Here is a 25,282-nt window from a genome sequence, read left to right as displayed (position 1 = left end):
TTCCTTTCTGACCGGATGCGGCCTCCGTTCCCGCTCAGGGAATGGAAATGGGGTTGCCCCGCAGGTAGTCTGCGGCCTTCATACGCTTCTTGCCCGCTGCCTGGAGCTCCACGATCCGCAGGATCTTCCCGTCCCCGCACGCCATGTCGATGCCCTGCTTCCCGGCGGCCACCACGGTTCCGGCAGGGGCGCCGGTCTCCTCCCCGGTCTGCTGTGTGACCAGAATCTTCATGGTGTCGCCCGTAATGGCGTCCGTGGTGGCGGTGGGCCAGGGGATCAGCCCGCGCACCTGGTTGTGGATCTCCTGAGCGGAGCGCTTCCAGTCGATGGGCGAGAGCTCCCGTCCCAGCATTGGGGCCAGGGTCACGCCCGCCGCTTCCTGGGGCGTCCGGGTGGCCGTCCCGGCGGCAAGCTGCTCCACCGCGGAGATGAGGAGCGCGCCGCCCATGTCAGCCAGACGCTGATAGAGGGTCTCCGCGTCCTCATCCGGGTCGATGGCGGTCTCCGCCTGGGTAATGATGTCTCCCGCGTCCAGCTCGGTGGCCATGTGCATGATGGTCACGCCGGTTTTCTCATCCCCGTTGAGGATGGCCCAGTTGATAGGAGCCGCTCCACGGTAGCGGGGCAGCAGCGAGGAGTGGACATTGATGCACCCCAGCTTCGGGTAATCCAGGATCTCATCGGGCAGAATGCGCCCGTAGGCGGCCACCACGATAAGCTCCGGGGCGAGGGCCTGAATCTGGGCCAGCGCTGTGCCGTCCCGCAGCTTGGTGGGCTGATAGACCGGGATTTCGTGCTCCTGCGCGCACACCTTCACCGGCGGCGGAAGGAGCTTCATGCCGCGGTTCTTGGGTTTGTCCGGCTGGGTAAAGACCCCAACGATCTCATGTCCGGCCTCGATTAGCTTTTCCAGAGAGGGCACCGCAAATGCAGGGGTGCCCATAAAAACGATCCGCATACTCTTACTCACGCTCCATCATGGCGTCCAGCTCTTCCGTGGTATAGAGCTTGTCACTGCGCTCGGTGAAAAGGTGGCCCTCCAGATGCTCCAGCTCATGGCAGAAGCAGCGGGCCACAATCTCCTCGCCCTCGGCCTCGAACCAGTTGCCGTGGCGGTCCTGGGCGCGGACGCGCACCTTCATGGGGCGCTTGACCACGCCCCAGCGGCCCGGGACGCTCAGGCAGCCCTCAAAGCCCTCCTGCTCCCCGTCGGTCCAGATGATCTCCGGGTTGACCAGCTCCAGCATCTCGTCGTTGCCGTCCACCACGATGACCGCACGGCGCAGAATGCCGATCTGAGGTGCGGCCAGTCCCGCGCCGTTGGCGTGTGCCAGGGTCTCCTTCATGTCGTCCAGCAGGGACCACAGCCGCTCGTCAAAAACCGTATAGGGCCGGCAGACCTTGTGCAGGGCCGGATCTTCGTCTGTCAGAATCGTTCTCAGTGCCATGGTAATCTTCCTCCTAATCCAGGGGATTCACATCCGCATAGACGGATACGCCCCGGTTTTCTTTATCTTTCTGTGCGCAGCAGAGCAGATGGGCCACCAGCGCACGCATGCGCTTGTCATTTCGGGTACTCAGGGTCAGGCGGTAGCGGTAGCGGTTGTTCACCTTGGCGATGGCCGCCGGCGCCGGGCCCAGCAGCTGGGAACGGTACCCCTCATAGGGCGGCTGGCGCAGCCACTCCTCCAGACTGCGCCGCAGACGCATACAGGTCTGTAAGACGGCGCTCTCCGTCGTCCCCGAGGCGGTGAGTACAAAGAGATCCCGGAAGGGCGGGCAGCCCCGCAGCTCCCGTAGGCCGATCTCCTGTTCATAAAAGGCGTCGTAGTTCTGCGCCGCCGCAAATGTGATGACGTCATTTTCCGGCGTATAGGTCTGGATGAGCGCCCGGCCGGTCTTTTCGCCCCGGCCTGCCCGACCCACCACCTGGGTGATGAGGGAAAAGGTCCGCTCCGCCGCCCGGTAGTCGTCCACATAGAGGGACAGGTCGGCCGCCACCACGCCCACCAGGGTCACATTCTCAAAATCCAGCCCCTTGGCCACCATCTGGGTCCCCACCAGAATGGGGACCCGCTCCTGTTCAAACCGGGCGAGCAGCTTCTCATGGGAGTGGACTGCGGAAATGGTGTCGGTATCCATCCGCAGCACTTCTACCCCGGGAAACATCTCCTCCAGCTCCTCCTGGACCCGCTGGGTCCCGGTCCCGATAAAATGGAAGGTGCCGCCGCAATTGGGGCAGACGTCCGGGACCCGCTCCGAGTGGCCGCAGCAGTGACACATGAGCCGCCCGTTGGCGGAGTGATAGGTGAGATACACCGAACAGCGGGGGCAGGTGGGTGCCTCGCCGCACTCCCCGCAGGAGAGCATACGGCTGGCCCCCCGCCGGTTCAGGAACAGAATGGACTGCTCCCCCCGCCGGAGATTTTCCTCCAAGGCAGACCGCAGGGCATGGCCAATGGAGCCGCCGTTTCCCGCCTTCAGCTCCTCCCGCAGATCGGCGATCTGCACCTGGGGAAGGGCCCGCTCATTGTAGCGCCGCCGCAGCGTGAAGAGGTGGTACACGCCCTGTTTCGCCTGATACATGCTCTCAATGGACGGCGTGGCCGATCCTAGGACCAGCAGTGCCCCGGTCTGGGCACAGCGGTATTTCGCCACATCCCGGGCATGGTATTTGGGGACCTGCTCCGATTTGTAGCTTCCCTCCTGCTCCTCGTCCAGGATGATGAGTCCCAGATTGCGCAGGGGGGCAAAAACCGCCGAGCGGGTGCCGATCACCACCTGTGCCTTCCCGGCTTTGGCCCGCTTCCACTCATCGTAGCGCTCCCCCGCCCGCAGCGAGCTGTGGAGGACCGCCACCGCATCCCCGAAATGGGCGGAAAAGTGGTGCAGGAGCTGGGGCGTCAGCGCGATCTCGGGCACCAGCACCAGGGCGCTCTTCCCCCGCTTCAGGCTCTCCTGAATGAGCCGGATGTAGATTTGGGTCTTTCCGCTGCCCGTCACTCCGTAGAGGAGCGCCGCGGCCGCTGTCCCAGTCCGGGCCAGCGCGTCCAGTCCCTGAAAGGCGGCCTCCTGCTCCTCGTTGAGATAGACCGGCCCGGCTGGTTCGCAGGGCTCCACCGACACCCGGCGGAAGGCCTCCCGCTCCTCCAGACGGATCAGGCCGCTCTTGCGCAGGGATTTCAGGGTCTCCATGGAGGCGCCCGTAAAATAGCACAGCTCCTTTGTGGAGGCCTCTCCAATGGCGCACAGCAGCTCCATCACCGCATAGCGCATGGGGGCCGACCGCCGGCGGGGTGTGACCTGTGCCATGGCGTCCTCCGGCGGGACGGCCAGGACGGCCACCCGCTCGGTCTTGTCCCCCACGCCCCGGGAGGCGCTGGTCTCCAACACCAGGATGCCCCGGTCCACCAGCTGTTTGAGCGCAGGTCCGGGGTTTCGGGTACCGAACACCGCGCGGATCTGTCCCAGCTCGGCGCTGCCGGAGGCACAGACCATCTCCACGATAGTGCGGGCATATTCCGAGTTCCCGGCCGCCTCATAGGCTGCCTCCCGGTCGATCCCCGGGGCCAGGCGGTAGCGGTCCTGTAAGGAGAAGTACAGTCCGGCCGGGAGCATGGCCCGGGCCGCGTCATAGACCGTACAGAAGTACCGCTCCCGCATCCAGATAGCCAGATGGAGCCCCTCTCCGTCCAGCACAGGTTCCTCGTCCAGCTGAGTTAAAATAGGTTTGCATTTCGGATCGGGCGCAGCGCTTTCCTCGATGGAGAGCACGATCCCCTCGGTCCGCCGGTTTCCCGCCCCGAAGGGCACGATCACCCGCATTCCGGGCGACAGGGTCTCCCGCAGCTCCGGGGGGACCAGGTACGTATAGGGCTTGTCAATGGCGTAGGTAGCCGCGGACAGGGCCACCCGGGCCGCCACAGACTGCTCCATATTCTCTCCTCCTTCTCCCCGCCCCAAATCCGGGAAAAGGCAAGCGCCAGGGCTCCCGCCCCAACGCTTGCCCTTCTGTGCGTGTTATTCTGCGGCCTGGGGCGTGACCTTGCCCTCCGCCACCTCACGGATGGCGAGCGTGACCGGCTTATCGTCCAGGGAGATTCCGTTCTCCTCCGCCTCACTGGCGATCTGGCGGGCCCGCTGGGCCACCACATTGACCAGCATGTACCGGCTGGGCACCTGCTCCAGCAGCTTATTCATGGGGGGATAGAGCATCATAACGCATCAAACTCCTTTTATTTTGGTATAGCAGTGGTCTCAGCGGCCCAGCGAGACATCGTCCACCAGGTGAAGCCGGTTCCGGGTACGGCAGCCCTCCGCCGTCAGGATGGCGATGATCTCGGCCGCAGCCTCGGACACCTTGTCGTTGACCACCATGTAGTCGTAGTTGGGAATCTGCCGGTATTCCTCCCGGGCCTTTTGGAGGCGGCCCTGAATGACCTCCTCCTGATCGGTAGCCCGGCGGTGGAGCCGGCGGGAGAGCTCTTCAAAGCTGGGCGGAATAATAAAGATCAGCACCGCCTCCGGGCACTTGGCCCGGACCTTGGCCGCGCCCTGCACCTCAATGTCCAGCAGCACGTCGATGCCCGCGTCCAGCTTCTCCTGGATGACCTTGAGGGAGGTGCCGTAATAGTTGCCCACATACTCGGCATGCTCGAGAAGTTCCTCCCGGGCGATCATCCCCTCAAAGGTTTCCCGGCTGACGAAATTGTAATTCACACCGTCGGCCTCGCCCACCCGGGGCTGCCGGGTGGTGAAGGAGACCGAGAAATGGATGTCGCTGCGCTCACTGAGCAGCTCGGAGATCACGGTGCTCTTTCCCACGCCAGAGGGGCCGGACAAAACGATCAGCTGTCCACGCTTCTTTTTCTTTCGTATCATTCCATATCCTCCTCCGGCTCAGGCCCGGTCTCCTTCCCTGCCAGCCGTCCCGCTACGGTCTCGGGCTGGAGGGCGGAGAGGACGATGTGGTCGCTGTCCATAATCAGCACCGCCCGGGTGCGCCGCCCATAGGTGGCGTCAATGAGACAGCCGCTGTCCCTGGCCTCCTGGATCATTCGCTTGATGGGGGCGGAATCGGGGCTGATAATGGCGATGAGACGTCCTGCGGAGACCATATTGCCGAAGCCGATGTTGATCAGTTTCATACCGCGTCCTCCGCGTTACTCAATATTCTGGATCTGCTCGCGGATCTTCTCGATCTCGCCCTTGATCTCCACCACATAGCGGGCCGTCTCGATGTCGCTGCACTTGGAGCCGATGGTATTGGCCTCCCGGTTGAACTCCTGGATCAGGAAGTCCAGCTTCCGTCCCACCGGGCCGTCCCCGGAGAGCATATGCTCCAGCTGGGAGAGGTGGCTGCGCAGACGGACGGTCTCTTCATCCACGGCGACCTTATCCGCAAAGATGGCCGCCTCGGTGAGGATGCGGCTCTCATCGATCTGGGTATTCTGGAGCACCTCGGCCATCTTGGACTCCAGCCGGGCGCGGTAATCGGCCACGATCCCTGGGGAGCGCTCCTCCACCTTCCCGGTGAGGGCGGCGATGGTGGCGGCCCGGGAGCGGACATCCTGCACCAGCTTCTCGCCCTCCCGCTCGCGCATGGCGTCAAAGTCCTTCAGGGCCAGGCCCAGCACCTCGCACAGGTCGGCGGACACCGCCTCCAGGTCCTCCTGGTTCTTCTCCACAAGGAACACGTCGGGCAGGCGTGAGAGCAGAGAGACCGAGATGTCATCCTTCAGGCCATAGCTGTCCCGCAGGTCGCACAGGGCCTTATAGTAGCCGTCGGCCACCGGACGGTTGACCGAGATGTTGACGTCTCCCCCCTCAGAGGGCCCGATGGTGACGAACACGTCCACCTTGCCCCGGGAAATACTCTCCTGTACCTTTGCCTTGATGGCGTCCTCCGCAAAGACATAGATACGGGGCAGCTTGATATTGCAATCCAGATAGCGGTTATTGACGGAACGCAGCTCTACCGTGATGGGACGGCCGTGGAGGACCGCCTCTCCCCTTCCGTAACCGGTCATACTTTTAATCAAAGGGCTTCCCCTCGCTTCTCTTCAGAATGGGGCTCTGCATCACACAGAGTCATCGGAATATTATAGCAGAATTTCTCCCGCTTGAAAAGTCTCATTTCCCCAGCCGGCGGCCAAGGCGCGCCACATAGAGGCTGATGGCCTTGGAGCATCCAAAATCATAGACCAGAAAGACCGGGTTGCCCACCAGGTAGACCAGCGCGGTCATGCGCAAAGCCTCCGGCAGGAACGGGAGAAAGAGTCCCCGAAAGCCAAACCACAGAATGGTCAGCGCCAGGTTGAAGCACAGCAGCTTCAGCCCATACTCGGCCAGCCGTGTCCGCAGCCGCTCGGCCCGGGACTTGATTACCGGATACACGCCGAAAAAGAGCAGATAGAGCAGTGCGCTCCCCTTGTCGGGCACCAGGAGCAAACCCAGGATCCCGGCCGCGCCATAGCACAGCAGCCCGGCATGCAGTCCGCCCGAGACCACCGCCGCGGCCGTCACCAGACCGGAGAGCGCTACCAGGCCCATCCGCCCGCTGGGCGCAATGGAGGCCCCATAGAGCAGTAGCAGCGAAAGAGCGGCCAGTACCGCCGGCAGCGCCACTTCCCTGGCGCCTCCGGAACGTGCGCGGGGCACCTTAGTACCCTCCGCATCCGCCGCACAGGCAGTTGAGACACATCAGGCTGGTACAGCAGTCGCAGGCGTCCATGCCGCCTCCGTATCCGTAGGGACGGTATGCCTGCCCGCCGTTCTGCATCATGGCCAGCGCCTGGCGGTACTCCCCGTTTGTGGGGTCCATGCGGCAGGCCATCTGATAGTGCTGCATGGCCTCGTCCAGCCACCCCTTCCGGTAGGCGATGCTGCCCATCAGGAAGTGCCACTCCCCGTTCTGGGCGGGCGCGGTGCGCAGCAGCTGCTCCGCCCGGCCCAGGTCGCCCAGGTTGATGGCCTGCCGGGCCTGCTGGTACACGCTTCCGCCGGAATAGGACTGCTGCTGATAGCTGCTCTGCTGTCGCTGGTAGCCGGCATTGGAGGCATTGTACCCGCCCCCTCCGGCGCGCTGCTTCGTGATCTGGTCGTAGGCCTCGTTGATCTCTTTCATCTTCTCCTCCGCCAGATCGGCCAGAGGATTGTTCTGATAGTTGTCCGGATGGTACTTCCGGGCCAGTTCCCGGTATGCGCGCTTGATCTCGTCGTCACTGGCAGTGGGCTCCACGCCCAAAACACGGTAGGGATCCGTCATCTGTCCATTCTCCTATGCATGCAAGAATTCCGTCGGCCCGCTCCGTCGGATGGGGCAAAGACGCTCCGCTCCATGGCGGGAAGGCCAAGGTAAAGGATATTTTCTAAAATTCCGCTCCAGTCGCCCGCCTCCAGCAGCGCATATGCAGATACTGCCAGGTTTCTGGAGTGAAGCAAGGTCCGCGCGATCTCCTCCCGGTGGTCCTGTGCCCCGTCCGGGAAGCGCTTCAAGATGGGGTTATACTGTCCGGACTGCCGGTCCTCCTCCAGGTCGTCCCAGGCGTCCAGCAGATAGATCCACCGCCCCACATGGTAGAGCAGCTGCTCCATCGCCCGATCCCGCGCCGGACGCCCCGTTTTCGGCCCGGCGGCCGACAGGATGCGGGCGAAGGTATCGGCCGTCCGATCCAGCGAGGGGGACTGCTCCCGCTCCAGTACATGGAGCTCTTCCAGGCAGTTCTCCACGGTCTCCGCAAAGCCCGGGCAGGCGCGCTGTGCTCTCCGGTAGGCCGGACGCAGCAGGCGGGATAAGATCCGGCTTCCCTGCCGCTGCCAGAAGGAGCCGTCCAGCACGCCGTCCCGCAGCTTCCAGTAGGTGAGGATCACGCTCTCATCGGCGGCCAGATCCATCATCTCATGCCGGGGCGTACAGGATTTCCGGCATACCCACAGCCGTGCGGGACAGCGGCACCGGCTCCGCTCTCTCCGGCCCAGATCGGGCAGGAGCAGCATAGCCAAAAAGGTAAAGTCATAGTTGAGGAACATCCGGGCCAGAAAGCCATGGCGGCGGCCCATGGTGTCACACAGACCGCAGTAGGCCTCCCGGTACCGCTCCCACTCCCATACCCGCAGCTCCGTCCGCACCGGCCTGACATATCCAAACATCGCTTCTGTCTCAGTCCAGGATAGCGGTGATCCGGAAGGAGGTAAGCCGGCGGCGCTTGACCACGCTGTTGGCATAGACCGCAACCGCGATCCCCACAAAGAAGCCCAGTCCGCCCAGCGCAATGGAGACAGATTCCACATGAGCAATCATACGCCCCACGGCATAGAGCAGGAAAAAGAGGATCAGCGGCACCAGATAGACGATGGCCGCGATGCTGAGCACCTGTTTTGTCTCACTCTCTACCTGTACCGTGTCCCCCGCCCTGGCGTGGAGCGGATTAAAGGCCATGGCGGTCACTTCGCTCTGTACCAGCATCTCGCTGCATCCGCCTCCGCACTGGGAGCAGTCATGCCCGCAGGCCGATTTCCGCTTCACAGCGATCTCTGCCACGGTGTCGCTGACCACCCGATTTACTCTTGCGATCTGTTCCATATCTAACCTCTTATTACCTAGTTGCTGTGTGGGACGGACGCATTGCGCCCGTCCCACCGTGTTTCTCGTATACTTCTTTAATTACGCCGCAGATTGACGACCACTTTGTAGTCTCCGCCGACGACGCCCACGCTGCTGCTGCCGTCCAGATAGACCGTGGCGTTCACCGTCTGGCTGCCCGGCCCGGCATCCTTCAGATCGGCCACCACCCGCAGCTGGGACGGGATCACCGCATTCACGGCCTCTTCCTCCCCGCGGATCTGCACCAGGCAGGAGAGGGTCACCTTCTCCGGCGTATATCCCTCCGGCACATTGATGAAGTTGATATTGTCCACTTCCAATGTGCGGGTGGTCAGTCCGGTGATCTTGACCGTCACGGTGGCCTCGGTCACGCCGCTGACATTTTCCAGATGGGTACCCACGTCGATGGGGAAGGTGATCGTGTTCTGATCAAAGATCGTCTGAAGGTCGATCTGGCCCAACACGATCTTGGTCACGGAGTCCAGCGCGTCCTCATCTCCGGAAACGGTAATGGTCTCCGGCTCAATGTGTACCTCTGCGTTGTCCTCAGTGGCGCCGCCTCCGGGCAGGATATCCACGGTCAGCGGGATCTCCTTGAGCTTCACCACCGGGAGGGTCACGTCCACCATGTCCACATTGGTGGTCAGTCTCAGCGCCTTGGCATCCAGCACCTGTCCGTCAAAGCCGATCAGCTGGAAGGGCATGGTTCCGGTAAAGGTGGCGGAGAGCGGCTCGTCCTCCCGGGTGACCGTCACAAGGGCATAGTCGACCTGGTTGACATTTTCCTCCTCGCCGCTGACCGTGATGCTGCCCGGCGTGATGGAGAATTCGCCCCGCTGGAAGCCGTCGGCCACCTCGCCGTTGAAGACGCCGCGCACCTCAACCTGCCGGTCCGAGCGGCGGGCCACGGTGTAGGAGATATTCTGTACATTGCCCACCACGCTGTAGCTGATCTGGCTGACGCTGCTGGGCGTGTTGAGCTGATAGCCCGTGGTATAGGAGCCCGGAGCGGTGATCTTGGAGACATCCACCACTGCGGTGACTGCCCCCTTCTCCGACAGCTTCATGGCCACGCTCCGGGTGGATTTGATCTCCAGGGTGATGGTCTGCTCCGCGCCATCCGAGATCATCAGGCCGCGCTCCTCCAGGGTCTCCACATTGGTGAAGGTCACGGGAATGTTGCGAATCGTGTTGATCTCCTCCCGGCCCTCTCCGCTGCCTACATAGAGCCAGAGAAAGATGGCCAGCAGCAGAGACAGTACGATATAGAGCCACTTACTCTCCCTTATGTTCTCCATCACGCTGACCTCCTTTCATGGCTTTCAACAGGTTGAAGAGCTTGAAGCGCTGGCTCTCATCCTCCTCATTCTTAGGAAGGAGCTCATTGCGCAACAGCCGCTCCAGCGTCTCCGGGGCCAGATGGCGCTTGAGCATTCCGCCCACCGCCACCGAGATGGAGCCGGTCTCCTCCGAGACGATGGCCACCACCGCATCCGAATGTTCGCTGGCGCCGATCCCGGCCCGGTGGCGCATGCCCAGATCCCGGGACAGGTTCACATTTCCGGAGAGGGGCAGCACACATCCGGCGCCCACGATCCGCCCGTTCCGGACGATGACCGCGCCGTCATGGAGGGGCGCCTTGTTCCAGAAAAGGTTCTTCAGCAGCTCACTGCTCACCGAACAGTCCAGCGAAGTGCCGGTCTTAATGGAGTCGTCAAAGAGATTTTTCCGCTCAAAGACCATGAGCGCGCCCGTCTTGCTCTTGGAGAGAGAGGCATAGGCCTCCACCGTCTGCTGGATGGCATGCTCGATCTCATCCGGCGCCTCTGCTTTCCCAAAGACATTTCCCAGGCGGCTGTTGCCCACCTGCTCCAGCATCTTCCGGATCTCCGGCTGAAAGAGCACCACCAGAGCCAGAACGCCCCACTCTACCGTCTTCCCCAGGAAGTAGTTCACCGTATTCAGTTTCAGCAGCTGTGAAAGCCACAGGGCCGCCAGAATCAGAACGACTCCCTTGGCCACCTGGCCGGAGCTGCTCCGCCGGATCAAAATGATCACCCGGTAGATGATAAAGGCCATGATGCCGATATCAATAAAATCGGTGACGTGGATCAAACGGAGATAATTGAGGACAACCTGCATAAACTGGTATAGATGTTCCATTTCCCACTACTCCCCATGTCGAACGCATGGTGTGCGCCCTGTGCTCACCCGATCGTTCACACAAACATACCGGGCCCTTTAACTTCATTATTATACTGTCTTTCCGCAATATTGGCAAGAAGTAAGGCCGGGAATCTTTTAGTTCTTTCGGTCTGTTTACAAATAATTTTCAATTTATTCACAGCATTTCAGACCCATCCCGCCTATTTTCGCAGGATGGGGCCAATTCTCCCCATCACGCCTCTCTTTAGCGTGATATCAATCCGATCATGACAGGAAAGGAGCTCCAAGCCGCACCAGGCCTGGAGCTCCCCTTTTAAACCGCCTGTGCCCCATTTCGCCGGATCTCCCGCAGCATGTGGGCGAATCGCCGGATCTCCGATTCCATGGTGAAGGCGGAAACACTCATCCGTATGGTCCCGGTCTCAAAGGTACCGGCGGTGCGGTGGGCCAGCGGCGCACAGTGAAGTCCGGCGCGCACGGCCACGCCCCGCTTCCCCAGCACTTCTCCCACCTGTTCGCACTCCAGCCCATCCAGGCGCAGGGACAGCACCCCGGTTTGCAGTCCCGGGTCGGGAGAGGCATAGAGGGTCACCCCGTCCATCCCCCGCAGCAGCTGGACCGCGGTGCGGATCATGCGCTCCTCGTGGGCGCGGATCCGGCCGATCCCGGTCCGCTTCACGAAGCGCAGTCCCTCCAGCAGTCCGGCAATGCCGGGCATGTTGTGGGTCCCCGCCTCCAGGCGGTCCGGCAGGACCTCGGGCATACCCGGCAGCGCCGAGGCGCTGCCCGTTCCGCCCTCCAGAAGGGTGTTCACATCCTCCCGGGCACAGAGCAGCAGTCCGGTCCCCTGGGGGCCATAGAGGCCCTTGTGTCCCGGCATGGCGACAAAGTCCGCCCCCAGCTCCTTGCAGGAGATGGGGATCACTCCGGCCGACTGGGAGGCGTCCAGTACAAACGGGACTCCCCTCTCCCGGCAGATGGCCGCGATCTCGTACACCGGCAGCACATAGCCAAACACATTGGACACGTGGGTGCAGACGACTGCCGCAGTCCGGCCGGTGATCGCCTCTTCCATTTGCCGCAGCAGGACCTCGGGCCGGAAGAGCGGGGCCTGCGCCACCAGCGTCTCCGCACCGAGGGCCACCAGCGGCCGGGTAACGGCATTGTGCTCATAGCCGGAAATGACTACCCGGTCTCCGGGATGCACCAGGGTTTTGATAGCCAGATTGAGGGCATGTGTGGCATTGCTGGTGAAAATCACCCGTTCCGGGTGCTCCGGCATGTCAAAGAGCTCCGCCGCAGCCATCCGGCAGGCAAAGGCCGTGTCCGCCGCCCGTTGGGCCGGGCGGTAGCCGCCCCGCCCGGGGGTGGTCATGGTATGGACCGCCTGTGCGACGGCCCTTGCGACGGTGTCCGGCTTTTGGAGCGTGGTGGCAGCACTGTCCAGGTAAATCATAGCAGCACCTCTTTATAGCTGCCGTCGCTCTCCATAATAAAGACCCGCTTCGGCCCCAATCCCGCTTGGACCAGGATGCGCAGGGCGTCGGACAGGTTTCGCTGTGCCACCTTGACCGAGTATCCGCATCCCTCTCCGGCAATCACTTTCGGCGAACGCAGGATATGCGCCGTAATGCCTACCCGCTCCAACACAGCGGCTGTCCGCTGCGCATAGGTCAGGGAACGGCAGACGATAAGATAATAGACCATGGTTCAAACGCTCCTCTCGCCCCATCGTATGCCGGGGCAGGAGGTGCGGTTCCACGGTTACTCCTCCAGCAGCGCCACCGCGTGAGCCGCCATGCCCTCGCCGGCACCGGTAAAGCCCAGTCCCTCTTCCGTGGTGGCCTTGACGTTGACCCGGTCCTCCCCGATTCCCATACGCTTGGCCAGATTGGCGCGCATCTGAGGAATGTGGGGGGCCAGCTTGGGCCTCTGGGCCAGGATGGTGGCGTCCACGTTGCCCACCCGGTATCCTTTCCCGCGCAGCATCTCCATGACCCGGTCCAGCAGCACCAGGCTGTCCGCGCCCTCATAGGCCGGATCGTTGTCCGGAAAGGCATGGCCGATGTCCCAGAGCCCCGTGGCCCCCAGGAGCGCGTCCATCACCGCATGGGTCAGGACATCCGCGTCCGAGTGTCCCAGCAGTCCCCGCTCATAGGGGATCTCCACCCCGCCCAGGATGAGGCGGCGTCCCTCCACCAGTTTATGTACATCATAACCATGTCCGATTCTCACGGCTTCTCCCTCCACTCCAACAGCGCCTCCGCCAGGACCAGGTCCTCCGGCGTGGTGATCTTCAAATTCCTATAGTCCCCTCCGGTCAGAGAGACTTTCATCCCAATCCGCTCCACCGCGGAGCAGTCGTCCGTGAGGGCAGCCCCCTCCTCCAGCGCCTTGGCCAGCGCGCCCCGGATCAGCGCGGCATCAAAGACCTGGGGCGTCTGCACTGCAAAGAGCTCTGAGCGGTCGGGCGTCCGTTCCACGATCCCTCCGACTGCCTGCTTGATCGTGTCCTTGACCGGCACCGCGGGGGCCGCCGCGCCGCACTCCTCCGCCTTGCGGATGACCTCATCCAGCACCGCCTGGCTGACCAGGGGACGGGCCCCGTCGTGAATGGCGATGAGCTCTGCCCCCTCGCTGGCCTCCCGGATGCCCCGCAGCACGGATTCCGCCCGGCTGGCACCGCCCACGACCACCGATTTGACCTTGGAAAATCCACCCTCCCGGCAGAGCTGGCTGATGGGCACGATCAGATCCTCCCGGGTGACCACCACGATCTCCTGGATACGGGGGCAGCTGTCCAGTGCGCGCAGCGTGTGCATCAGGACCGGCACATCCCCCAGCGTAAGCAATATCTTATCCTGTCCCCCCATGCGGGTGGAGGATCCGGCAGCCGGGACTACCGCGGTACAAAAGGCCTGCTGTTCCCGGTTTCGCTTCAGCAGCCGTTTGAGCCATTCTGCCATGTTCGTTTCCTTCCTTTCCTCTGCCGGCCACAAGAAAAGGAGCCCGAAGGCTCCCTCTTGCTCGATGGGTCCACGCTGTCGCCGTCTCTCCCATCTTATTATGCCAGGGCAGAATCAATGCGGGCCTCTACCGCTTCATAACTGGAATTCTGGGAGAGGACGATCTCCGAAATCAGGATCTGTTTGGCCGAGTGGAGCATCTTCCGCTCCCCGGTGGAGAGGCCGCGCTCTCCGTCCCGGCGCACCAGTCCCTTTACCACCCGGGCCACCTCCAGGAGGTCGCCGCTTTTCAGCCGCAGCATGTTCTCCCGATAGCGCCGGTTCCAGTTGGAATCCATCTCCACGTCCATGCTGGGAATGGCCGCGATCACACGGTCTGCCTCTTCCCCCTCCACAATGGGACGCACGCCGATCTCCTCACTGTTGTGCGTCGGGATCATGACAAGCATCCCATTCAGAGGAAGCTTTAAGATATAGTATTCCCGCAGCACTCCATTGACCTTCTTCTGCACGATACTGTCAATGACACCAGCACCATGCATTGGATGGACGATTTTATCGCCTACCTGAAACATGATCCCACCTCCCAAACCGTTTGAGCCTGTGAATGATTCTCACGTTGTTTGCCAATTTCGGTATGGGGCTTGTTCCCTGCGTCGGAGACAGCCCATAATACTAATTGTATTATAGACCATTTCCCCGCCTTTTGCAAGGAAAATGAGCAGTTTTCAAAAAAAGCAGCCCACTTTTGTTCAAAGTGAGCTGCTTTTATCAGATAGAGAAATTACTCAGCGGAGCCGTCCTCATCCTCAGCGGCATCGGCCTGCTCGTCCAGCAGAGCACGGATGGACAGAGACACCTTCTTGTTCTCGAAGTCGATGTCGGTGACCTTCACGTCCACCATCTGGCCCTCGCTCAGCACGTCGCCGGGCTTCTCGATGCGGTGATCGGCGATCTGAGAAATGTGGATCAGGCCGTCCACGCCGGGGACGATCTCGGCAAAGGCGCCGAAGGTCATCAGCTTGACCACCTTGACGTTGGCCACGGAGCCCACATCATAGGTAGCGGTGAACTTGGCCCAGGGATCCTCGGTGCGGTCCTTCATGCCCAGGGAGATCTTCTTCTTCTCCTTGTCAGCGGCGATGACATAGACCTCGACGGTGTCGCCCACCTTCACCACCTCGGAGGGGTGCTTGATGCGGCTCCAGGAGAGTTCGGAGATGTGGACCATGCCGTCCACGCCGCCGATGTCCACAAAGGCGCCGTAAGAAGTCAGGGACTTCACAACGCCGGTGTAGCGCTTGCCTTCCTCGATCTCCTCCCACACCTTAGCGGCCTTCTCGGCGCGCTCGGCAGCGGCCACGGCGCGGATGGAACCCACCACGCGGCGGCGGGCACGGTTGACCTCGGTGATGCGGAGACGGACATGCTGCTTGACCAGCTCGGTCATGGCCACATCGCGGGCCAGGCCGGTCTGGGAAGCGGGCACGAACACGCGAACGCCCTTGACGCTCACGACCACGCCGCCCTTGTTCTCCTCGGTGACGACGCCCTCGACCACAGTCTGGTCGTCCTTGGCCTGCTCGATATCGTCCCAGCTCTTGACGGTATCCAGGCGCTTCTTGGACAGGGTGACAACACCCTCCTGATCGTTGACACGCATGACGTAGGTCTCGATCTCGTCGCCCACCTTCACAATGTCCTCGACCTTTACAGTGGGATCGTCGGTCAGCTCAGACACCGGTATGTAACCGGCATGCTTGGTACCCAGATCGACGTAGATCTCGGTGGGCGTAATGCCAGTGACGACGCCGGTAACCTTCTCCCCTGTATTTAAAGTTTTGATCGACTTCTCCAGCATTTCAGCAAAGGATTCTTCGATCTCCATGTTTTCTGCGCTCATTTTGTCATAGACCTCCTTTATAATCCACCCGGGTGTCGACGCGCCCGCGGTGATTCCTATAGAAGCCTTCCCGTACAGGTTGGAAGGTTCCAGTTCCTCCGCCCGCTCGATCCAGCAGACCGTCGGGCAGAGTGCCGCGCAAAGCTCCGTGAGGCGCCTGGTGTTGGAGCTATCGCGGCCGCCGATGACGATCATCGCGTCATTTTGGGCCGCCAACTCCTGGGCCTCACTCTGCCGTTTGCACGTAGCATTACATATTGTATCAAAAATTTTTAAATTTGTACACTCTTTTTTTGCTTTTTCTACGCACAAATTCCACTTCTTTTGGGTCGAGGTGGTCTGGGAAACCATGGTGATGGGCTGCGTACGCAGCTCCGGATGCTCCCTCAGCCAGTTTTCCAGCGCGTCCGGACCGGAGAGCACCACCGGATTGCGGCACCAGCCGGCGATGGCCTCCACCTCCGGATGGGTGGGCGTGCCGATGATGACCGGGATGCGCCCCTCCTCCTCTGCCTGGGAGACCAGGCGGTGGATGTGGGAGACGTTGGGGCAGGTGGTATCAATGATCTCTGCCCTCCGCTCCTGCAAGCGCTCATAGACCACCCGGCCCTCCCCGTGGGAGCGGATGATGACGGCCGCGCCCGTGGGCACCTCCTCTACGCTGTGGACGACCTGCACGCCGGCCTTCTCCAGCTGCTCGATCACGCTTCCGTTGTGGATGATATGGCCCAGCATCACGCAGGGGCGGCCCGACTGGGCAGCCTCCTCCGCCATGGTCACCGCCCGGCGCACGCCATAGCAGAAGCCCGCGGAGCGGGCCAGTGTCAGCCGGCTCATCTGGCCTGCGCCTCCAGCGCACGGATCCGCGCCATCAGATCGGCGGTGATGGCCTCATACTCCTCCTGGGTCCCCTTGCGGGTGGCAACGGTGGGCGTGAAGGCCTCCCCGATCACCACCGGCGTGCGGCGGAACCAGCGCTTGTGCTCCGGCACGTAGACCGGCAGGATAGGAACGCCGCACCGCACCGCCAGCATGGCAGCGCCCGCCTTGGGCTGGCTCACGTCGCCCCGGCTGGAGCGGACCCGGGTCCCCTCGGGGAAAATCAGCACCTTCTCGCCCTCCCGCAGGTACTTCATGGCCTGCTTGATGGCGCCGATGTCGCTCTTTCCCCGGTCCACACCGAAGATGCCTGCCTTGCTCAGCAGCCATCCGATCACGGGGATGCGGATCAGCTCGATCTTTGCCATGGCCCGGATCTGGTGCTTGAGACGGAAGGCATAGCAGAGGAAGAGCGGATCACTGTCACTGGTGTGATTGCAGCAGATCATAACCGCGCCGTCGGGGATGTTCTCCCGTCCGATCACCTTTCCGGGGTGGACCAGATTGAATACGGGATAGACGAGACAATAGAGAAAGGTATACCAGCCTCTCACAGACCCACCCCCGCTCTCACCACGCCCAGGAGCTGCCGGAAGCTCTCCTCCAGGGTGTTGCCGGTGGTATCCACCGCAATGGCGTCCTCCGCCTGGCGCAGAGGAGCCGCCGCACGCTGGGTGTCTTTTTCGTCCCGGGCGATGATGTCCCGCAGCACGGTGTCAAAGTCGGTGTCGGTCCCCCGCTCGGTCAGCTCGGCATACCGCCGCCGGGCGCGGTCCTCCGCCGTGGCGGTGAGGAAGATCTTCACGTCCGCGTCGGGCAGCACCACGGTGCCGATGTCCCGTCCGTCCATGATCACATTCTGACGGCGGGCCAGATCCCGCTGCATGTCCATCAGGAAGGCCCGCACCTCCGGGATGGCGGACACGCCCGAGGCATACCGGGAGACGCTAGGCTCCCGGATGGCCGTGCTCACATCCTCCCCGTCCAGGTACATGTGCTGTAAGCCGTCCTCCCCGTGCCGCAGGTCGATGGCGACCTGCCCCAGCAGCGCGATCACGCCGCTGCTGTCCTCGGCATCCACGCCGTGGCGCAGGGCCGCCAGCCCCAGCGTACGGTAGATAGCCCCGGTATCCACATAGAGATAGCCCATGGCCTCAGCCAACCGCCGGGCCAGGGTGCTCTTTCCCGCACCGGAGGGGCCGTCGATGGCAATGCTTTTGTATCCCATACTTATTCTGCTCCTTCTTCCAAAAACTGAGCCGCCCCTTCTCCCGCGGCTCGACCGGTAGACCAGGCGATTTGAAGGTTGAAGCCGCCCGTGTAGGCGTCCACATCCAGCAACTCCCCCGCCAGGTAGAGGCCCGGCAGGCGCTTGGAGGCCATGGTGTGGGGGTCCACCTCCGACACCTTCACGCCGCCGGAGGTGATGATGGCCTCCGCCAGCGGCCGCGGCCCGGCAATGTCGATCCGGAAGCCCTTGAGCTCCTCCAGCAGCCGCCGGCGCTGGGCCTTGGTGATGGAGTGGGCCTTGGTGTCGCCGGGGATCCCGGACCGCTCCACCATCACCGGCACCATCAGGCGGGGCAGCAGCCCCTCCAAAACATTGTGAAAGTCCTGATTGGCCCGCTCGGCGAAATCCCGCAGCAGCCGCTGCTCCAGCTTTTCCTCATCCAGGGCCGGCTTGAGGTCGATGATCACCTGGTAGTGGTCCTTTTCAAAGTCCCGCATATGGGCGCTTGCGCTGAGGATCAGCGGGCCGGAGAGCCCGAAGTGGGTGAACAGCAGCTCCCCCTGCTCGGCATAGATCACTTTTTTCTTCTGGTTTTTGACCTTGACCGCCACATTGCGCAGGGAGAGGCCCTGCATCCGGCGGCAGTCCTCCCCCTCCGCCACCAGCGGGACCAGCGAGGGCTTGGGCGGCACGATGGTGTGCCCCACCGCTGCGGCCATCTCATAGCCGTCCCCGCTGGAACCGGTGAGCGGATAGGAGGCTCCCCCGGTGGCCAGAATCACCGCCCGGGCGGAGTAGGATCCGTGCTCCCCCTTGACCCCGGAGATCCGTCCTTCCTCATCGGTCAGCAGGCGGACGGCCCGGTCCTCCACCAGGCTCACCCGCTTCCGCCGCAGCGCCTGAAAGAGCGCGTCGATGATGTCTGCGGCCCGGTCGCTCTGGGGAAAAATCCGGTTTCCCCGCTCGGTCTTGAGCGGGACACCCAATCCCTCAAAAAACGCCTTCACGGCCTCCGGCGGGAAGCGTGTGACGGCGCTCATGAGAAATTTGGGATTGCGGGGCACGTGCTGAAGAACCTCCGGGACCGAGCAGTCATTGGCTACGTTGCACCGCCCCTTCCCGGTGATGTACAGCTTGCGGCCGACTTTGGCGTTGCGCTCCAGCAGGAGCACGGAACACCCCCGGTCCGCGGCGGCCAGCGCGGCCATCATGCCTGCCGCGCCGCCGCCGATTACAATCATATCACTGGTCAAAAGGAATCCTCCACCTTTTCATATACCTCGTACTCGTCCCAGATCTTCTCCAGGACTCCAAAGGTCTCCGAGAGATCGCTGTTCTTTCTCCGGCCCAGCGCCACGATGAGGGCATTGACCAGACTCAGGGGGGCCACCAGCGAGTCTACAAAGGAGGCCATATCGCTCTTGGCCATCAGGGTGTGGGTCGCAATGGCGGTGAGGGGCGAGGTCTCGCTGTCCGTGATGGCCACCACCTGGGCCCCCCGGTCCCGGGCAAATTCCATGGCCTTGACGGTGCGTCTGGAGTAGCGGGGGAAGCTGATCCCGATGATCACATCCCGGGGCCCGATGCGCAGCAGCTGCTCAAAGACCTCACTGACCGAGGTACTGTGGATATGGACCACGTCCTCGAAGATCAGGTTGAAGTAGAAGGCCAGGAAGCTGGCAATGGCCGACGCCGAGCGGACGCCGAGGATGTAGATGCGCCGTGCGGACACAATGGCGTCCACTGCCCGGTCAAAGCTGTCCCGGTCCACCTCCTCCAGCGTCATGCGGATCTTCTCCACATCGGACTGCATGACCATGGAGAGGATGTCCTGGTTTCCGATGCGGTCGTTGGACACCTCGATGCGCTGGATGGAGGTGAGTTTATTGCGGATCATCTCCTGAAGAGCCTTCTGCATGGCGGGATAACCGTCATAGCCCAGCTCGGCGGCAAAGCGGACCACCGTGGACTCACTGACGTTGACCGTCTTTCCCAGCTTGCTGGCCGTCATGAAAGCCGCTTTGTCATAGGAGTCCAGAATAAAGCGCCCGATCAGCTTCTGGCCCTTGGAGAAGGTATTCATATTTGTCTGGATGATGGACAAGATATCTTTTGACATGAGAGCGTATCCTCCCGATCTGCCGCCCAGGCGGGGGCTGCGTTTCCTTTTATCCTATAATCATACCGGGAAGTCTCTGGAATTGCAAGACCCGTTCTGCAAGTTTTCACTTCATTCTTGCAAATCCGCTCCGCCGCGGCGCAGCGCATCCAGCTCGCTGGGGGTCAGCTTTCTCCACCGGCCCGGGAGCAGGTCGCCCAGAAGTACCTCTCCCTCCCGTACCCGGCAGAGGCGGCGCACTTCCAGCCCGGCCAGGGCGCACATCCGCCGCACCTGCCGGTTGCGCCCCTCGTGGATGGTCACAGAGAGCACACTCTCCCCCTTTTCCCGGCGGAGGAACCGCACCCGGGCCGGATGGAGGGGCACCCCGTCCAGCTCCAGCGGGCCCCGCAGTACCGGGATCCCCCGCTCCACATCCCCCGTCACCCAGACGTGGTACTCTTTTTCCACTTCATGGCTGGGATGCAGGAGCTGATGGGTGAGCGCGCCGTCATCCGTCAGGAGCAGCAGCCCCTCCGAATCCAGGTCCAGCCGGCCCACCGGCCAGACCCGGGCCCCGCACCCCTTGATCAGATCGGCCACCGTCCTGCGTCCCTTCTCGTCCGACAGGGTGGTCACAAATCCCCGGGGCTTGTACAGCATCAGATAGGTCCGCTCCTCCGGCGCGCGCAGGGGACGCCCGTCCACGCGGATGTCATCCCGCTCCGGGTCGGCCTTCTCCCCCAGCTGTGCTTTTCTGCCGTTCACGGTCACCCGTCCGGCCTGTATGTATGCCTCCGCCCCCCGCCGGGATACCACTCCGGAGGCGGACAGGATCTTTTGCAGGCGTTCTTCCAAACTCACTCATCCCCTGTTCTCTGTCGCATTTGTGCAAAGGACGGTCCCGCAGGCAGATGCCTGCGGGACCCACAGGAGGGGTACACTTTAAAAGAGTACCCGCTCCATCCAGATCTCCGGCTCGGGAATGGGCGCCGAGGCCGTCTCCCCCTTCCACAGATCCTGAAGGCGGGAGAAGAGACCGCCGCTTCCCGCACGATCGTCCTCCACGCTCTGGCCATAGACCAGATAGGTGCTTCCAATGGGCTCCCCGTCCAGGGAGAAGCAGAGCTCTCCGGCAATGGCCCCCTGCTCTACCGGCGCCTCCACCGTGTCCGGAAGCACGATGCGGACCTTGACCCGCTCGGCCTGGGTCAGCGGGTAGGAGACCTCACCATAGGTCACCACCGGCACATACCGCTTCAGGCTCCCCTCCACCGGGATACGGGTAAACTCCTTGCCCGCGCGGGCCAGAAGTTGTCTCGGGTAGGTCTCAAATCCATAGTCGAAGAGGGCCACGTGGTCCTCCCAGTCATTGCGGTCAAAGAGGGTCACCGCGATGAGCGTCTGTCCGTCCCGCTCGGCCGCGGACACCAGCGTCCGCCCGGCCAGATCGGTATATCCCGTTTTCAGGCCGATGCAGCCCTCATAGCGCCAGAGGAGCTTGTTGTGGTTGACCAGGCTCCGCTCCCCCACCGTGATGGTCTTGGTGGAGACGATCTCCCGCAGCTTCTCATTGGCAAGGCACACCTGGGCCAGCCGCGCCATATCCCGAGCGGTGGAGTAGTTTCCCTCGTCCTCCAGCCCGTTTGGGTTGGAGAAATGAGTATGTTCCATGCCCAGATCCCGGGCCCTCCGGTTCATCCACTCCACAAAGGTCTCCACGTCCCCAGCGCAGCCCCCCGCAACGGCCAGCGCGGCGTCGTTGCCCGAGGAGAGCATCAGGCCGTAGAGCAGTTCTCGCAGGGTGAGCTCCTCCCCGGCCCGGAGATACATGGAAGAACCTCCCGCAGTGGTCCACTCCGGCTGCACTTTGATCACGGTCTCCAGATCCGGCGTGGATTCCAGCGCCACCAGCGCGGTCATCAGCTTGGTGGTGCTGGCAATGGGCCGCTCCTCCTCCGCCTGGTAGGCATAGAGGATCCGCCCCGATTCCGCATCCATCAAAATAGCGGATTTTGCGGAGAGTGTGGGCGTCGCAGCACCCGCCGGGCAGACTCCGGCCAAAACCGCAAGCCACAATACCAGCGCCCAGACCCGTTTCATATCTGCCATCACCTCGCATCTGAATCGATGATGGCAGTATACCCTCCGCGTCCGGGCATTATACGTGCCCGCTTGGCCCTTAGAAGGTCTCCTGCTCGGCCGCCTTCTTTTCCTTCTGCTGGTCAATAAAGGTGGTGACACGGTCCACCAGCTCAGGCACCAGCTCCACCACACGGTCGGCGGTGTTGGAGGCCGGCGGATCCACCGGCAGGAGCTTGACCATGTCCCCCTTCAGGATCAGGAAGGAGACCGGCGTCACCTTGACGCTGGCACCGCCGCCGCCCCCGAAGGCATTCTCCCCCTCCGGCTTTTGATGCTTGGTGGCAAATTCACTGCCGCCCGAGGCAAAGCCCACGCTGATACGGGAAACAGGGATGATGGTCACGCCATCCGCCTGAATGGGGGTGCCGATCACGGTGTTGGCATCCACCATCTCCTTGATCTTCTGCATGGTCTGCCCCATGAAATCGCTGATCTTAGTTTCCATACTTTACCGCCTCTTTCTGTTGAGGGCCCTTGTTTGACATCAAACCGCCCGTTGTTTCCTTCCAGACTTTCCAAGCCGCATACCCACACCAGAGGCCAAACCCGATCAGCTGGCCCAGGGTCATGGACAGGGCCAGCGTCAGCCGTGCCTCTGTGTTCTCCCGCGCAAAATCCACCGCTGTGCGGACTCGATTGTCCTTACACCGGAAATTTTGCTCCAAAACCGGCAGGATTATCCCACAGCTTGCGTTCACTCGTCCAAATGCCATGGCCGTATCGCCCGGATCCTCGCCGCCCAGAAGCACATCCAGATGAAATACATCGATGCGGATCCGCCGGCGCAGCTTTCCGGCCGCCTCCCCGATGAGGGGCAGCACCCGCTTTACCAGATCCAACACCCGATCCGCAGTCCAGGGCGGCCCGGGCTCCTTCGGTTTTTTCGGTTTCTTCGGCCGGGCCTTCCGTTCTTTTTTCGAAACCCGGTCGGGCTCGTTCTTCTTTTTCCGGGGATAGAGACGAATGGGCACGCCGCCCACACGCAGCCATATCCCCACCTCTCCGGGATGATAGCGGACCTCCCCGCCCAGGCGCAGCTGTCCCAGGAGGAAAAGGGCCAACACGACCGCCCCGGTGATCCAAAGACCATTCAATCCTCCATCGCCCCGCTCTCCGCCTGCGTGCGCAGAAGCGCAAGCCGTTCCTGCAGGGCACGGGCCGCCTGGCCCTCTTCCGTGGAGACCTGGGGCAGCTCGGGCAGATCCTCCAGTGTGGAAAGCCCAAAGGAGCGCAGGAAGGTCTGGGTCGTCCGGTACTGAATGGGACGTCCGGGAACGGCCAGCCGTCCGCAGGGCTCGATCAGGTCCCGGTCGGCCAGCTGGCTGACCGTATAGGCGCTGTCCACCCCCCGGATCTGGTCGATATAGGCCCGGGTGATGGGCTGAAAATAGGCCACGATGGAGAGCACCTCCAGGGCCGTCTGGGACAGCCTGGGCGGCCGCCGTCCCTCCAGTGCTTTTCGGATGACCGGCGCGTGCTCGGGCGCCGAGCAGAGCTGATAGCTCTCCCCCAGCTGCACCAGGCGCAGGCCGCAGCGGTCATACCGGTAGCGGTCGGCCAGGGCTCCGCACAGGGCGTCGATCTGCTCCCGGCTCATCTCCAGAGCCAGACAGAGCCGCTCCGCCGGCACCGGCTCTCCGGCGGCAAAGAGGATGGCCTCCACCGCCGCTTCCAGTTCCTTTCGTTCCATGGCCACCTCCTTGGTTTACGGCTCCTGCTGCGCCTTTGTTTCTTCTTCCCCGGGTGCGGACAGGACGGGGGCGACGGTACAGCGCCGGTCCGTCCCGGTGAGCAGCAGGCGGCGGGCCTTGCACAGCTCCAGCACGGCCAGGAAGGTGGCCACCACCTCCGAACGGCTCCGGCTTCCCCGGAACAGGGCGAGAAAATGGGTCACCCCGCTGTGCAGAAGACGGCGCAGCAATTCTCCGGCCTTGTCGGCCACCGGGTAGGGCTCCCGCCCCACAATGCCCTCAAAGGCCGCCATGGGCGGCGTCCGCTTCTGTTCGCTCCGGCTCAGGACCGGGAGAAGGGCACGGTATAATTCTTCCTTCTTATGGGAGTAATGATACATCCGATCCTCCGGAAGACGCTCCGGAGGCTTGGTCATGTAATCCTGCCCCACCTTCCACCCCTGCTCCAGCTGGGGCAGGACCGCTTTGATGCGGGCATAGTTCTCATGGCTCTGGTGCTCCTCCAGGGAGGCCATCAGCGCCTCCATCTCGGACAGGGCCTCCTCGTCCTGGATGGAAAGGAGCATTCTGGTCTTGATGAAAATGAGCTGGGCCGCCATCTGGACAAACTCACTGGCGATCTCCAGATCCAGCTCTTTCCGGCGCTCCATCCACTCCAGGTATTGTTCCAGAATGAGGGAGATCTGAATATCCCGAATCTCCATGCGGTTCTTGCTCAACAGATGGAGAATCAGGTCCAGAGGGCCGGTAAAGTCCTCCCGCTCCTCCGAGCGGGACTTCACCACCCCCTCCAGGTGGTAAATGGGGCTGTCCACGCCGTCCGCCCCCTAACCCAGCAGCATCCGGAAGGGCGCGCTGGCCGCCCGGGCCAGCCAGTCCAGCACCCCGTCACGGGCCCACACCAGGCCCCCGTCCAGCGCCCCGCTCCACAGGACCACCACCAGGAGCAGCATTCCGATCCGCTCATAGCGGAGAATGGTATAGTAGATCCGATCCGGCAGCAGCGCTCCCAGCACCTTGGAGCCGTCCAGCGGCGGAACAGGAATCAGATTGAAGAGGCCCAGGCCGACGCTCAGGATGGCGACAGTAGCCAGAAAATCAATGACCCAGATCAAGAGCACACTCTCCGCCTCGACCTGGTATCCCACCGTGATCAGAAGCGCCCGCAGGCACAGGGCCAGATAGGCCAATACAAAGTTGGAGACCGGCCCCGCCAGGGCGGTCAGGGCCATGCCGCTCTTGGGGTGCTTGAAATAGCGCATGTCCACCGGGACCGGCTTGGCCCAGCCGAATCCGGCCACCAGCATCATCAGCGCGCCGAAGGGGTCGATGTGGCGCAGCGGATTGAAGGACAGCCGGTGCATCCGCTTGGCGGTGGGGTCCCCCAGCAGATAGGCGGCCAGTCCGTGGCAGGTCTCATGGACGGTGAGACACAGGAGCACGGCCAGGATCTGCACCAGCATCCACAGCATTCCCTGCCAGTCCAGATGATGAAAGAAATCCGAAAAACTTACCACTGATCCGCCCTCCTGCAGCTATCCGGTCCTGTCTTCTCCCCGGTGGGGAGAACGGACCGTCCCGTAGACCTCATTATACCA

General features: G+C 62.6%; 30 protein-coding genes. All 30 read right to left on the bottom strand.

The window, feature by feature from the left end:
* Positions 1-34 precede the first annotated feature (34 nt).
* Complete coding sequence (gene fmt / locus H8S34_RS09480; RefSeq protein WP_186963820.1) at positions 35-958, bottom strand: methionyl-tRNA formyltransferase; 924 nt, start codon at positions 956-958, stop codon at positions 35-37.
* 4 nt (positions 959-962) lie between these two features.
* Positions 963-1,448, bottom strand: coding sequence for a peptide deformylase (def, locus tag H8S34_RS09475; RefSeq protein WP_101693118.1), 486 nt, complete (start codon positions 1,446-1,448; stop codon positions 963-965).
* A gap of 13 nt (positions 1,449-1,461) precedes the next feature.
* Entirely contained in the window at positions 1,462-3,936 is a 2,475-nt protein-coding gene (gene priA, locus H8S34_RS09470; protein WP_186963819.1) for a primosomal protein N', read from the bottom strand.
* Between the two features lie 84 nt (positions 3,937-4,020).
* Positions 4,021-4,218, bottom strand: coding sequence for a DNA-directed RNA polymerase subunit omega (gene rpoZ / locus H8S34_RS09465; protein WP_101693120.1), 198 nt, complete (start codon positions 4,216-4,218; stop codon positions 4,021-4,023).
* 39 nt (positions 4,219-4,257) lie between these two features.
* Positions 4,258-4,881, bottom strand: coding sequence for a guanylate kinase (gmk, locus tag H8S34_RS09460; protein ID WP_186963818.1), 624 nt, complete (start codon positions 4,879-4,881; stop codon positions 4,258-4,260).
* Positions 4,878-5,147, bottom strand: a complete 270-nt coding sequence (gene remA / locus H8S34_RS09455; protein ID WP_101693122.1) for an extracellular matrix/biofilm regulator RemA — start codon at positions 5,145-5,147, stop codon at positions 4,878-4,880. Before remA ends, gmk begins: the two co-directional genes overlap by 4 nt.
* A gap of 15 nt (positions 5,148-5,162) precedes the next feature.
* Positions 5,163-6,029, bottom strand: a complete 867-nt coding sequence (locus tag H8S34_RS09450; protein ID WP_180956851.1) for a YicC/YloC family endoribonuclease — start codon at positions 6,027-6,029, stop codon at positions 5,163-5,165.
* Positions 6,030-6,132: 103 nt separating this feature from the next.
* Positions 6,133-6,660 (bottom strand): hypothetical protein, encoded by a 528-nt coding sequence (locus H8S34_RS09445; protein ID WP_186963817.1) that lies wholly within the window; start codon positions 6,658-6,660, stop codon positions 6,133-6,135.
* A gap of 1 nt (position 6,661) precedes the next feature.
* A complete protein-coding gene (locus tag H8S34_RS09440) occupies positions 6,662-7,267 on the bottom strand; it encodes a J domain-containing protein (RefSeq protein WP_186963816.1) in 606 nt (201 codons plus the stop codon).
* Complete coding sequence (locus H8S34_RS09435; RefSeq protein WP_186963815.1) at positions 7,264-8,151, bottom strand: DUF5685 family protein; 888 nt, start codon at positions 8,149-8,151, stop codon at positions 7,264-7,266. Before H8S34_RS09435 ends, H8S34_RS09440 begins: the two co-directional genes overlap by 4 nt.
* A 10-nt stretch (positions 8,152-8,161) precedes the next feature.
* On the bottom strand, positions 8,162-8,584 hold the full coding sequence (locus H8S34_RS09430; protein ID WP_101693127.1) for a SoxR reducing system RseC family protein: 423 nt from the start codon (positions 8,582-8,584) through the stop codon (positions 8,162-8,164).
* Positions 8,585-8,661: 77 nt separating this feature from the next.
* On the bottom strand, positions 8,662-9,903 hold the full coding sequence (locus tag H8S34_RS09425; protein ID WP_101693128.1) for a CdaR family protein: 1,242 nt from the start codon (positions 9,901-9,903) through the stop codon (positions 8,662-8,664).
* A complete protein-coding gene (gene cdaA / locus H8S34_RS09420; protein WP_101693129.1) occupies positions 9,881-10,768 on the bottom strand; it encodes a diadenylate cyclase CdaA in 888 nt (295 codons plus the stop codon). Before cdaA ends, H8S34_RS09425 begins: the two co-directional genes overlap by 23 nt.
* Positions 10,769-11,084: 316 nt before the next feature.
* A complete protein-coding gene (locus tag H8S34_RS09415; RefSeq protein WP_101693130.1) occupies positions 11,085-12,227 on the bottom strand; it encodes an aminotransferase class V-fold PLP-dependent enzyme in 1,143 nt (380 codons plus the stop codon).
* On the bottom strand, positions 12,224-12,478 hold the full coding sequence (locus H8S34_RS09410; RefSeq protein ID WP_101693131.1) for a putative Se/S carrier protein: 255 nt from the start codon (positions 12,476-12,478) through the stop codon (positions 12,224-12,226). The genes H8S34_RS09415 and H8S34_RS09410 overlap by 4 nt, the downstream gene beginning before the upstream one ends.
* Before the next feature lie 57 nt (positions 12,479-12,535).
* A complete protein-coding gene (gene ispF, locus H8S34_RS09405) occupies positions 12,536-13,006 on the bottom strand; it encodes a 2-C-methyl-D-erythritol 2,4-cyclodiphosphate synthase (RefSeq protein ID WP_186963814.1) in 471 nt (156 codons plus the stop codon).
* Positions 13,003-13,737, bottom strand: a complete 735-nt coding sequence (ispD, locus tag H8S34_RS09400; protein WP_186963813.1) for a 2-C-methyl-D-erythritol 4-phosphate cytidylyltransferase — start codon at positions 13,735-13,737, stop codon at positions 13,003-13,005. The genes ispF and ispD overlap by 4 nt, the downstream gene beginning before the upstream one ends.
* Positions 13,738-13,835: 98 nt before the next feature.
* Positions 13,836-14,312: a CarD family transcriptional regulator gene (locus H8S34_RS09395; RefSeq protein ID WP_101693134.1), complete on the bottom strand. Its 477-nt coding sequence runs from the start codon at positions 14,310-14,312 to the stop codon at positions 13,836-13,838.
* A gap of 209 nt (positions 14,313-14,521) precedes the next feature.
* Positions 14,522-16,477 carry a bifunctional 4-hydroxy-3-methylbut-2-enyl diphosphate reductase/30S ribosomal protein S1 gene (locus H8S34_RS09390; protein ID WP_186963812.1) on the bottom strand — a complete coding sequence of 652 codons (1,956 nt, stop codon included), beginning with the start codon at positions 16,475-16,477 and terminating at the stop codon, positions 14,522-14,524.
* Positions 16,474-17,073, bottom strand: a complete 600-nt coding sequence (locus tag H8S34_RS09385; protein ID WP_101693136.1) for a lysophospholipid acyltransferase family protein — start codon at positions 17,071-17,073, stop codon at positions 16,474-16,476. Before H8S34_RS09385 ends, H8S34_RS09390 begins: the two co-directional genes overlap by 4 nt.
* A complete protein-coding gene (gene cmk, locus H8S34_RS09380; RefSeq protein ID WP_101693137.1) occupies positions 17,070-17,747 on the bottom strand; it encodes a (d)CMP kinase in 678 nt (225 codons plus the stop codon). Before cmk ends, H8S34_RS09385 begins: the two co-directional genes overlap by 4 nt.
* Before the next feature lie 2 nt (positions 17,748-17,749).
* Positions 17,750-18,991, bottom strand: coding sequence for a BaiN/RdsA family NAD(P)/FAD-dependent oxidoreductase (locus H8S34_RS09375; RefSeq protein ID WP_186963906.1), 1,242 nt, complete (start codon positions 18,989-18,991; stop codon positions 17,750-17,752).
* 8 nt (positions 18,992-18,999) lie between these two features.
* Positions 19,000-19,869 (bottom strand): MurR/RpiR family transcriptional regulator, encoded by an 870-nt coding sequence (locus tag H8S34_RS09370; RefSeq protein WP_101693138.1) that lies wholly within the window; start codon positions 19,867-19,869, stop codon positions 19,000-19,002.
* A 111-nt stretch (positions 19,870-19,980) separates the two neighbouring features.
* Entirely contained in the window at positions 19,981-20,706 is a 726-nt protein-coding gene (locus H8S34_RS09365; protein ID WP_186963905.1) for a pseudouridine synthase, read from the bottom strand.
* 87 nt (positions 20,707-20,793) lie between these two features.
* Complete coding sequence (locus tag H8S34_RS09360) at positions 20,794-21,951, bottom strand: D-alanyl-D-alanine carboxypeptidase family protein (protein ID WP_186963811.1); 1,158 nt, start codon at positions 21,949-21,951, stop codon at positions 20,794-20,796.
* A gap of 79 nt (positions 21,952-22,030) precedes the next feature.
* Positions 22,031-22,438 carry a GerW family sporulation protein gene (ytfJ, locus tag H8S34_RS09355; RefSeq protein ID WP_101693141.1) on the bottom strand — a complete coding sequence of 136 codons (408 nt, stop codon included), beginning with the start codon at positions 22,436-22,438 and terminating at the stop codon, positions 22,031-22,033.
* A complete protein-coding gene (locus H8S34_RS09350) occupies positions 22,428-23,087 on the bottom strand; it encodes a DUF2953 domain-containing protein (RefSeq protein ID WP_186963810.1) in 660 nt (219 codons plus the stop codon). The genes ytfJ and H8S34_RS09350 overlap by 11 nt, the downstream gene beginning before the upstream one ends.
* Positions 23,084-23,683, bottom strand: coding sequence for an SMC-Scp complex subunit ScpB (gene scpB, locus H8S34_RS09345; RefSeq protein WP_101693143.1), 600 nt, complete (start codon positions 23,681-23,683; stop codon positions 23,084-23,086). Before scpB ends, H8S34_RS09350 begins: the two co-directional genes overlap by 4 nt.
* A 15-nt stretch (positions 23,684-23,698) precedes the next feature.
* A complete protein-coding gene (locus H8S34_RS09340; protein ID WP_328821030.1) occupies positions 23,699-24,499 on the bottom strand; it encodes a segregation and condensation protein A in 801 nt (266 codons plus the stop codon).
* Positions 24,500-24,511: 12 nt separating this feature from the next.
* On the bottom strand, positions 24,512-25,201 hold the full coding sequence (locus H8S34_RS09335) for a site-2 protease family protein (protein WP_328821031.1): 690 nt from the start codon (positions 25,199-25,201) through the stop codon (positions 24,512-24,514).
* Between the last annotated feature and the right edge of the window lie 81 nt (positions 25,202-25,282).

Source organism: Pseudoflavonifractor hominis (assembly GCF_014288125.1).
In the GTDB taxonomy this organism is placed as follows: domain Bacteria; phylum Bacillota; class Clostridia; order Oscillospirales; family Oscillospiraceae; genus Pseudoflavonifractor_A; species Pseudoflavonifractor_A gallinarum.
The sequence above is the reverse complement of the archived record's forward strand: the minus strand, read 5'-3'. Positions and strand labels throughout refer to the sequence as shown.

Excerpts from the sequence above, each read along its gene's own strand:
- fmt (WP_186963820.1), bottom strand. The coding sequence starts at position 958 with ATGCGGATCGTTTTTATGGGCACCCCTGCATTTGCGGTGCCCTCTCTG.
- def (WP_101693118.1), bottom strand. The coding sequence starts at position 1,448 with ATGGCACTGAGAACGATTCTGACAGACGAAGATCCGGCCCTGCACAAG.
- priA (WP_186963819.1), bottom strand. The coding sequence starts at position 3,936 with ATGGAGCAGTCTGTGGCGGCCCGGGTGGCCCTGTCCGCGGCTACCTAC.
- rpoZ (WP_101693120.1), bottom strand. The coding sequence starts at position 4,218 with ATGATGCTCTATCCCCCCATGAATAAGCTGCTGGAGCAGGTGCCCAGC.
- gmk (WP_186963818.1), bottom strand. The coding sequence starts at position 4,881 with ATGATACGAAAGAAAAAGAAGCGTGGACAGCTGATCGTTTTGTCCGGC.
- remA (WP_101693122.1), bottom strand. The coding sequence starts at position 5,147 with ATGAAACTGATCAACATCGGCTTCGGCAATATGGTCTCCGCAGGACGT.
- H8S34_RS09450 (WP_180956851.1), bottom strand. The coding sequence starts at position 6,029 with ATGACCGGTTACGGAAGGGGAGAGGCGGTCCTCCACGGCCGTCCCATC.
- H8S34_RS09440 (WP_186963816.1), bottom strand. The coding sequence starts at position 7,267 with ATGACGGATCCCTACCGTGTTTTGGGCGTGGAGCCCACTGCCAGTGAC.
- H8S34_RS09435 (WP_186963815.1), bottom strand. The coding sequence starts at position 8,151 with ATGTTTGGATATGTCAGGCCGGTGCGGACGGAGCTGCGGGTATGGGAG.
- H8S34_RS09430 (WP_101693127.1), bottom strand. The coding sequence starts at position 8,584 with ATGGAACAGATCGCAAGAGTAAATCGGGTGGTCAGCGACACCGTGGCA.
- H8S34_RS09425 (WP_101693128.1), bottom strand. The coding sequence starts at position 9,903 with ATGGAGAACATAAGGGAGAGTAAGTGGCTCTATATCGTACTGTCTCTG.
- cdaA (WP_101693129.1), bottom strand. The coding sequence starts at position 10,768 with ATGGAACATCTATACCAGTTTATGCAGGTTGTCCTCAATTATCTCCGT.
- H8S34_RS09415 (WP_101693130.1), bottom strand. The coding sequence starts at position 12,227 with ATGATTTACCTGGACAGTGCTGCCACCACGCTCCAAAAGCCGGACACC.
- H8S34_RS09410 (WP_101693131.1), bottom strand. The coding sequence starts at position 12,478 with ATGGTCTATTATCTTATCGTCTGCCGTTCCCTGACCTATGCGCAGCGG.
- ispD (WP_186963813.1), bottom strand. The coding sequence starts at position 13,737 with ATGGCAGAATGGCTCAAACGGCTGCTGAAGCGAAACCGGGAACAGCAG.
- H8S34_RS09395 (WP_101693134.1), bottom strand. The coding sequence starts at position 14,312 with ATGTTTCAGGTAGGCGATAAAATCGTCCATCCAATGCATGGTGCTGGT.
- H8S34_RS09390 (WP_186963812.1), bottom strand. The coding sequence starts at position 16,477 with ATGAGCCGGCTGACACTGGCCCGCTCCGCGGGCTTCTGCTATGGCGTG.
- cmk (WP_101693137.1), bottom strand. The coding sequence starts at position 17,747 with ATGGGATACAAAAGCATTGCCATCGACGGCCCCTCCGGTGCGGGAAAG.
- H8S34_RS09375 (WP_186963906.1), bottom strand. The coding sequence starts at position 18,991 with ATGATTGTAATCGGCGGCGGCGCGGCAGGCATGATGGCCGCGCTGGCC.
- H8S34_RS09370 (WP_101693138.1), bottom strand. The coding sequence starts at position 19,869 with ATGTCAAAAGATATCTTGTCCATCATCCAGACAAATATGAATACCTTC.
- H8S34_RS09360 (WP_186963811.1), bottom strand. The coding sequence starts at position 21,951 with ATGAAACGGGTCTGGGCGCTGGTATTGTGGCTTGCGGTTTTGGCCGGA.
- ytfJ (WP_101693141.1), bottom strand. The coding sequence starts at position 22,438 with ATGGAAACTAAGATCAGCGATTTCATGGGGCAGACCATGCAGAAGATC.
- scpB (WP_101693143.1), bottom strand. The coding sequence starts at position 23,683 with ATGGAACGAAAGGAACTGGAAGCGGCGGTGGAGGCCATCCTCTTTGCC.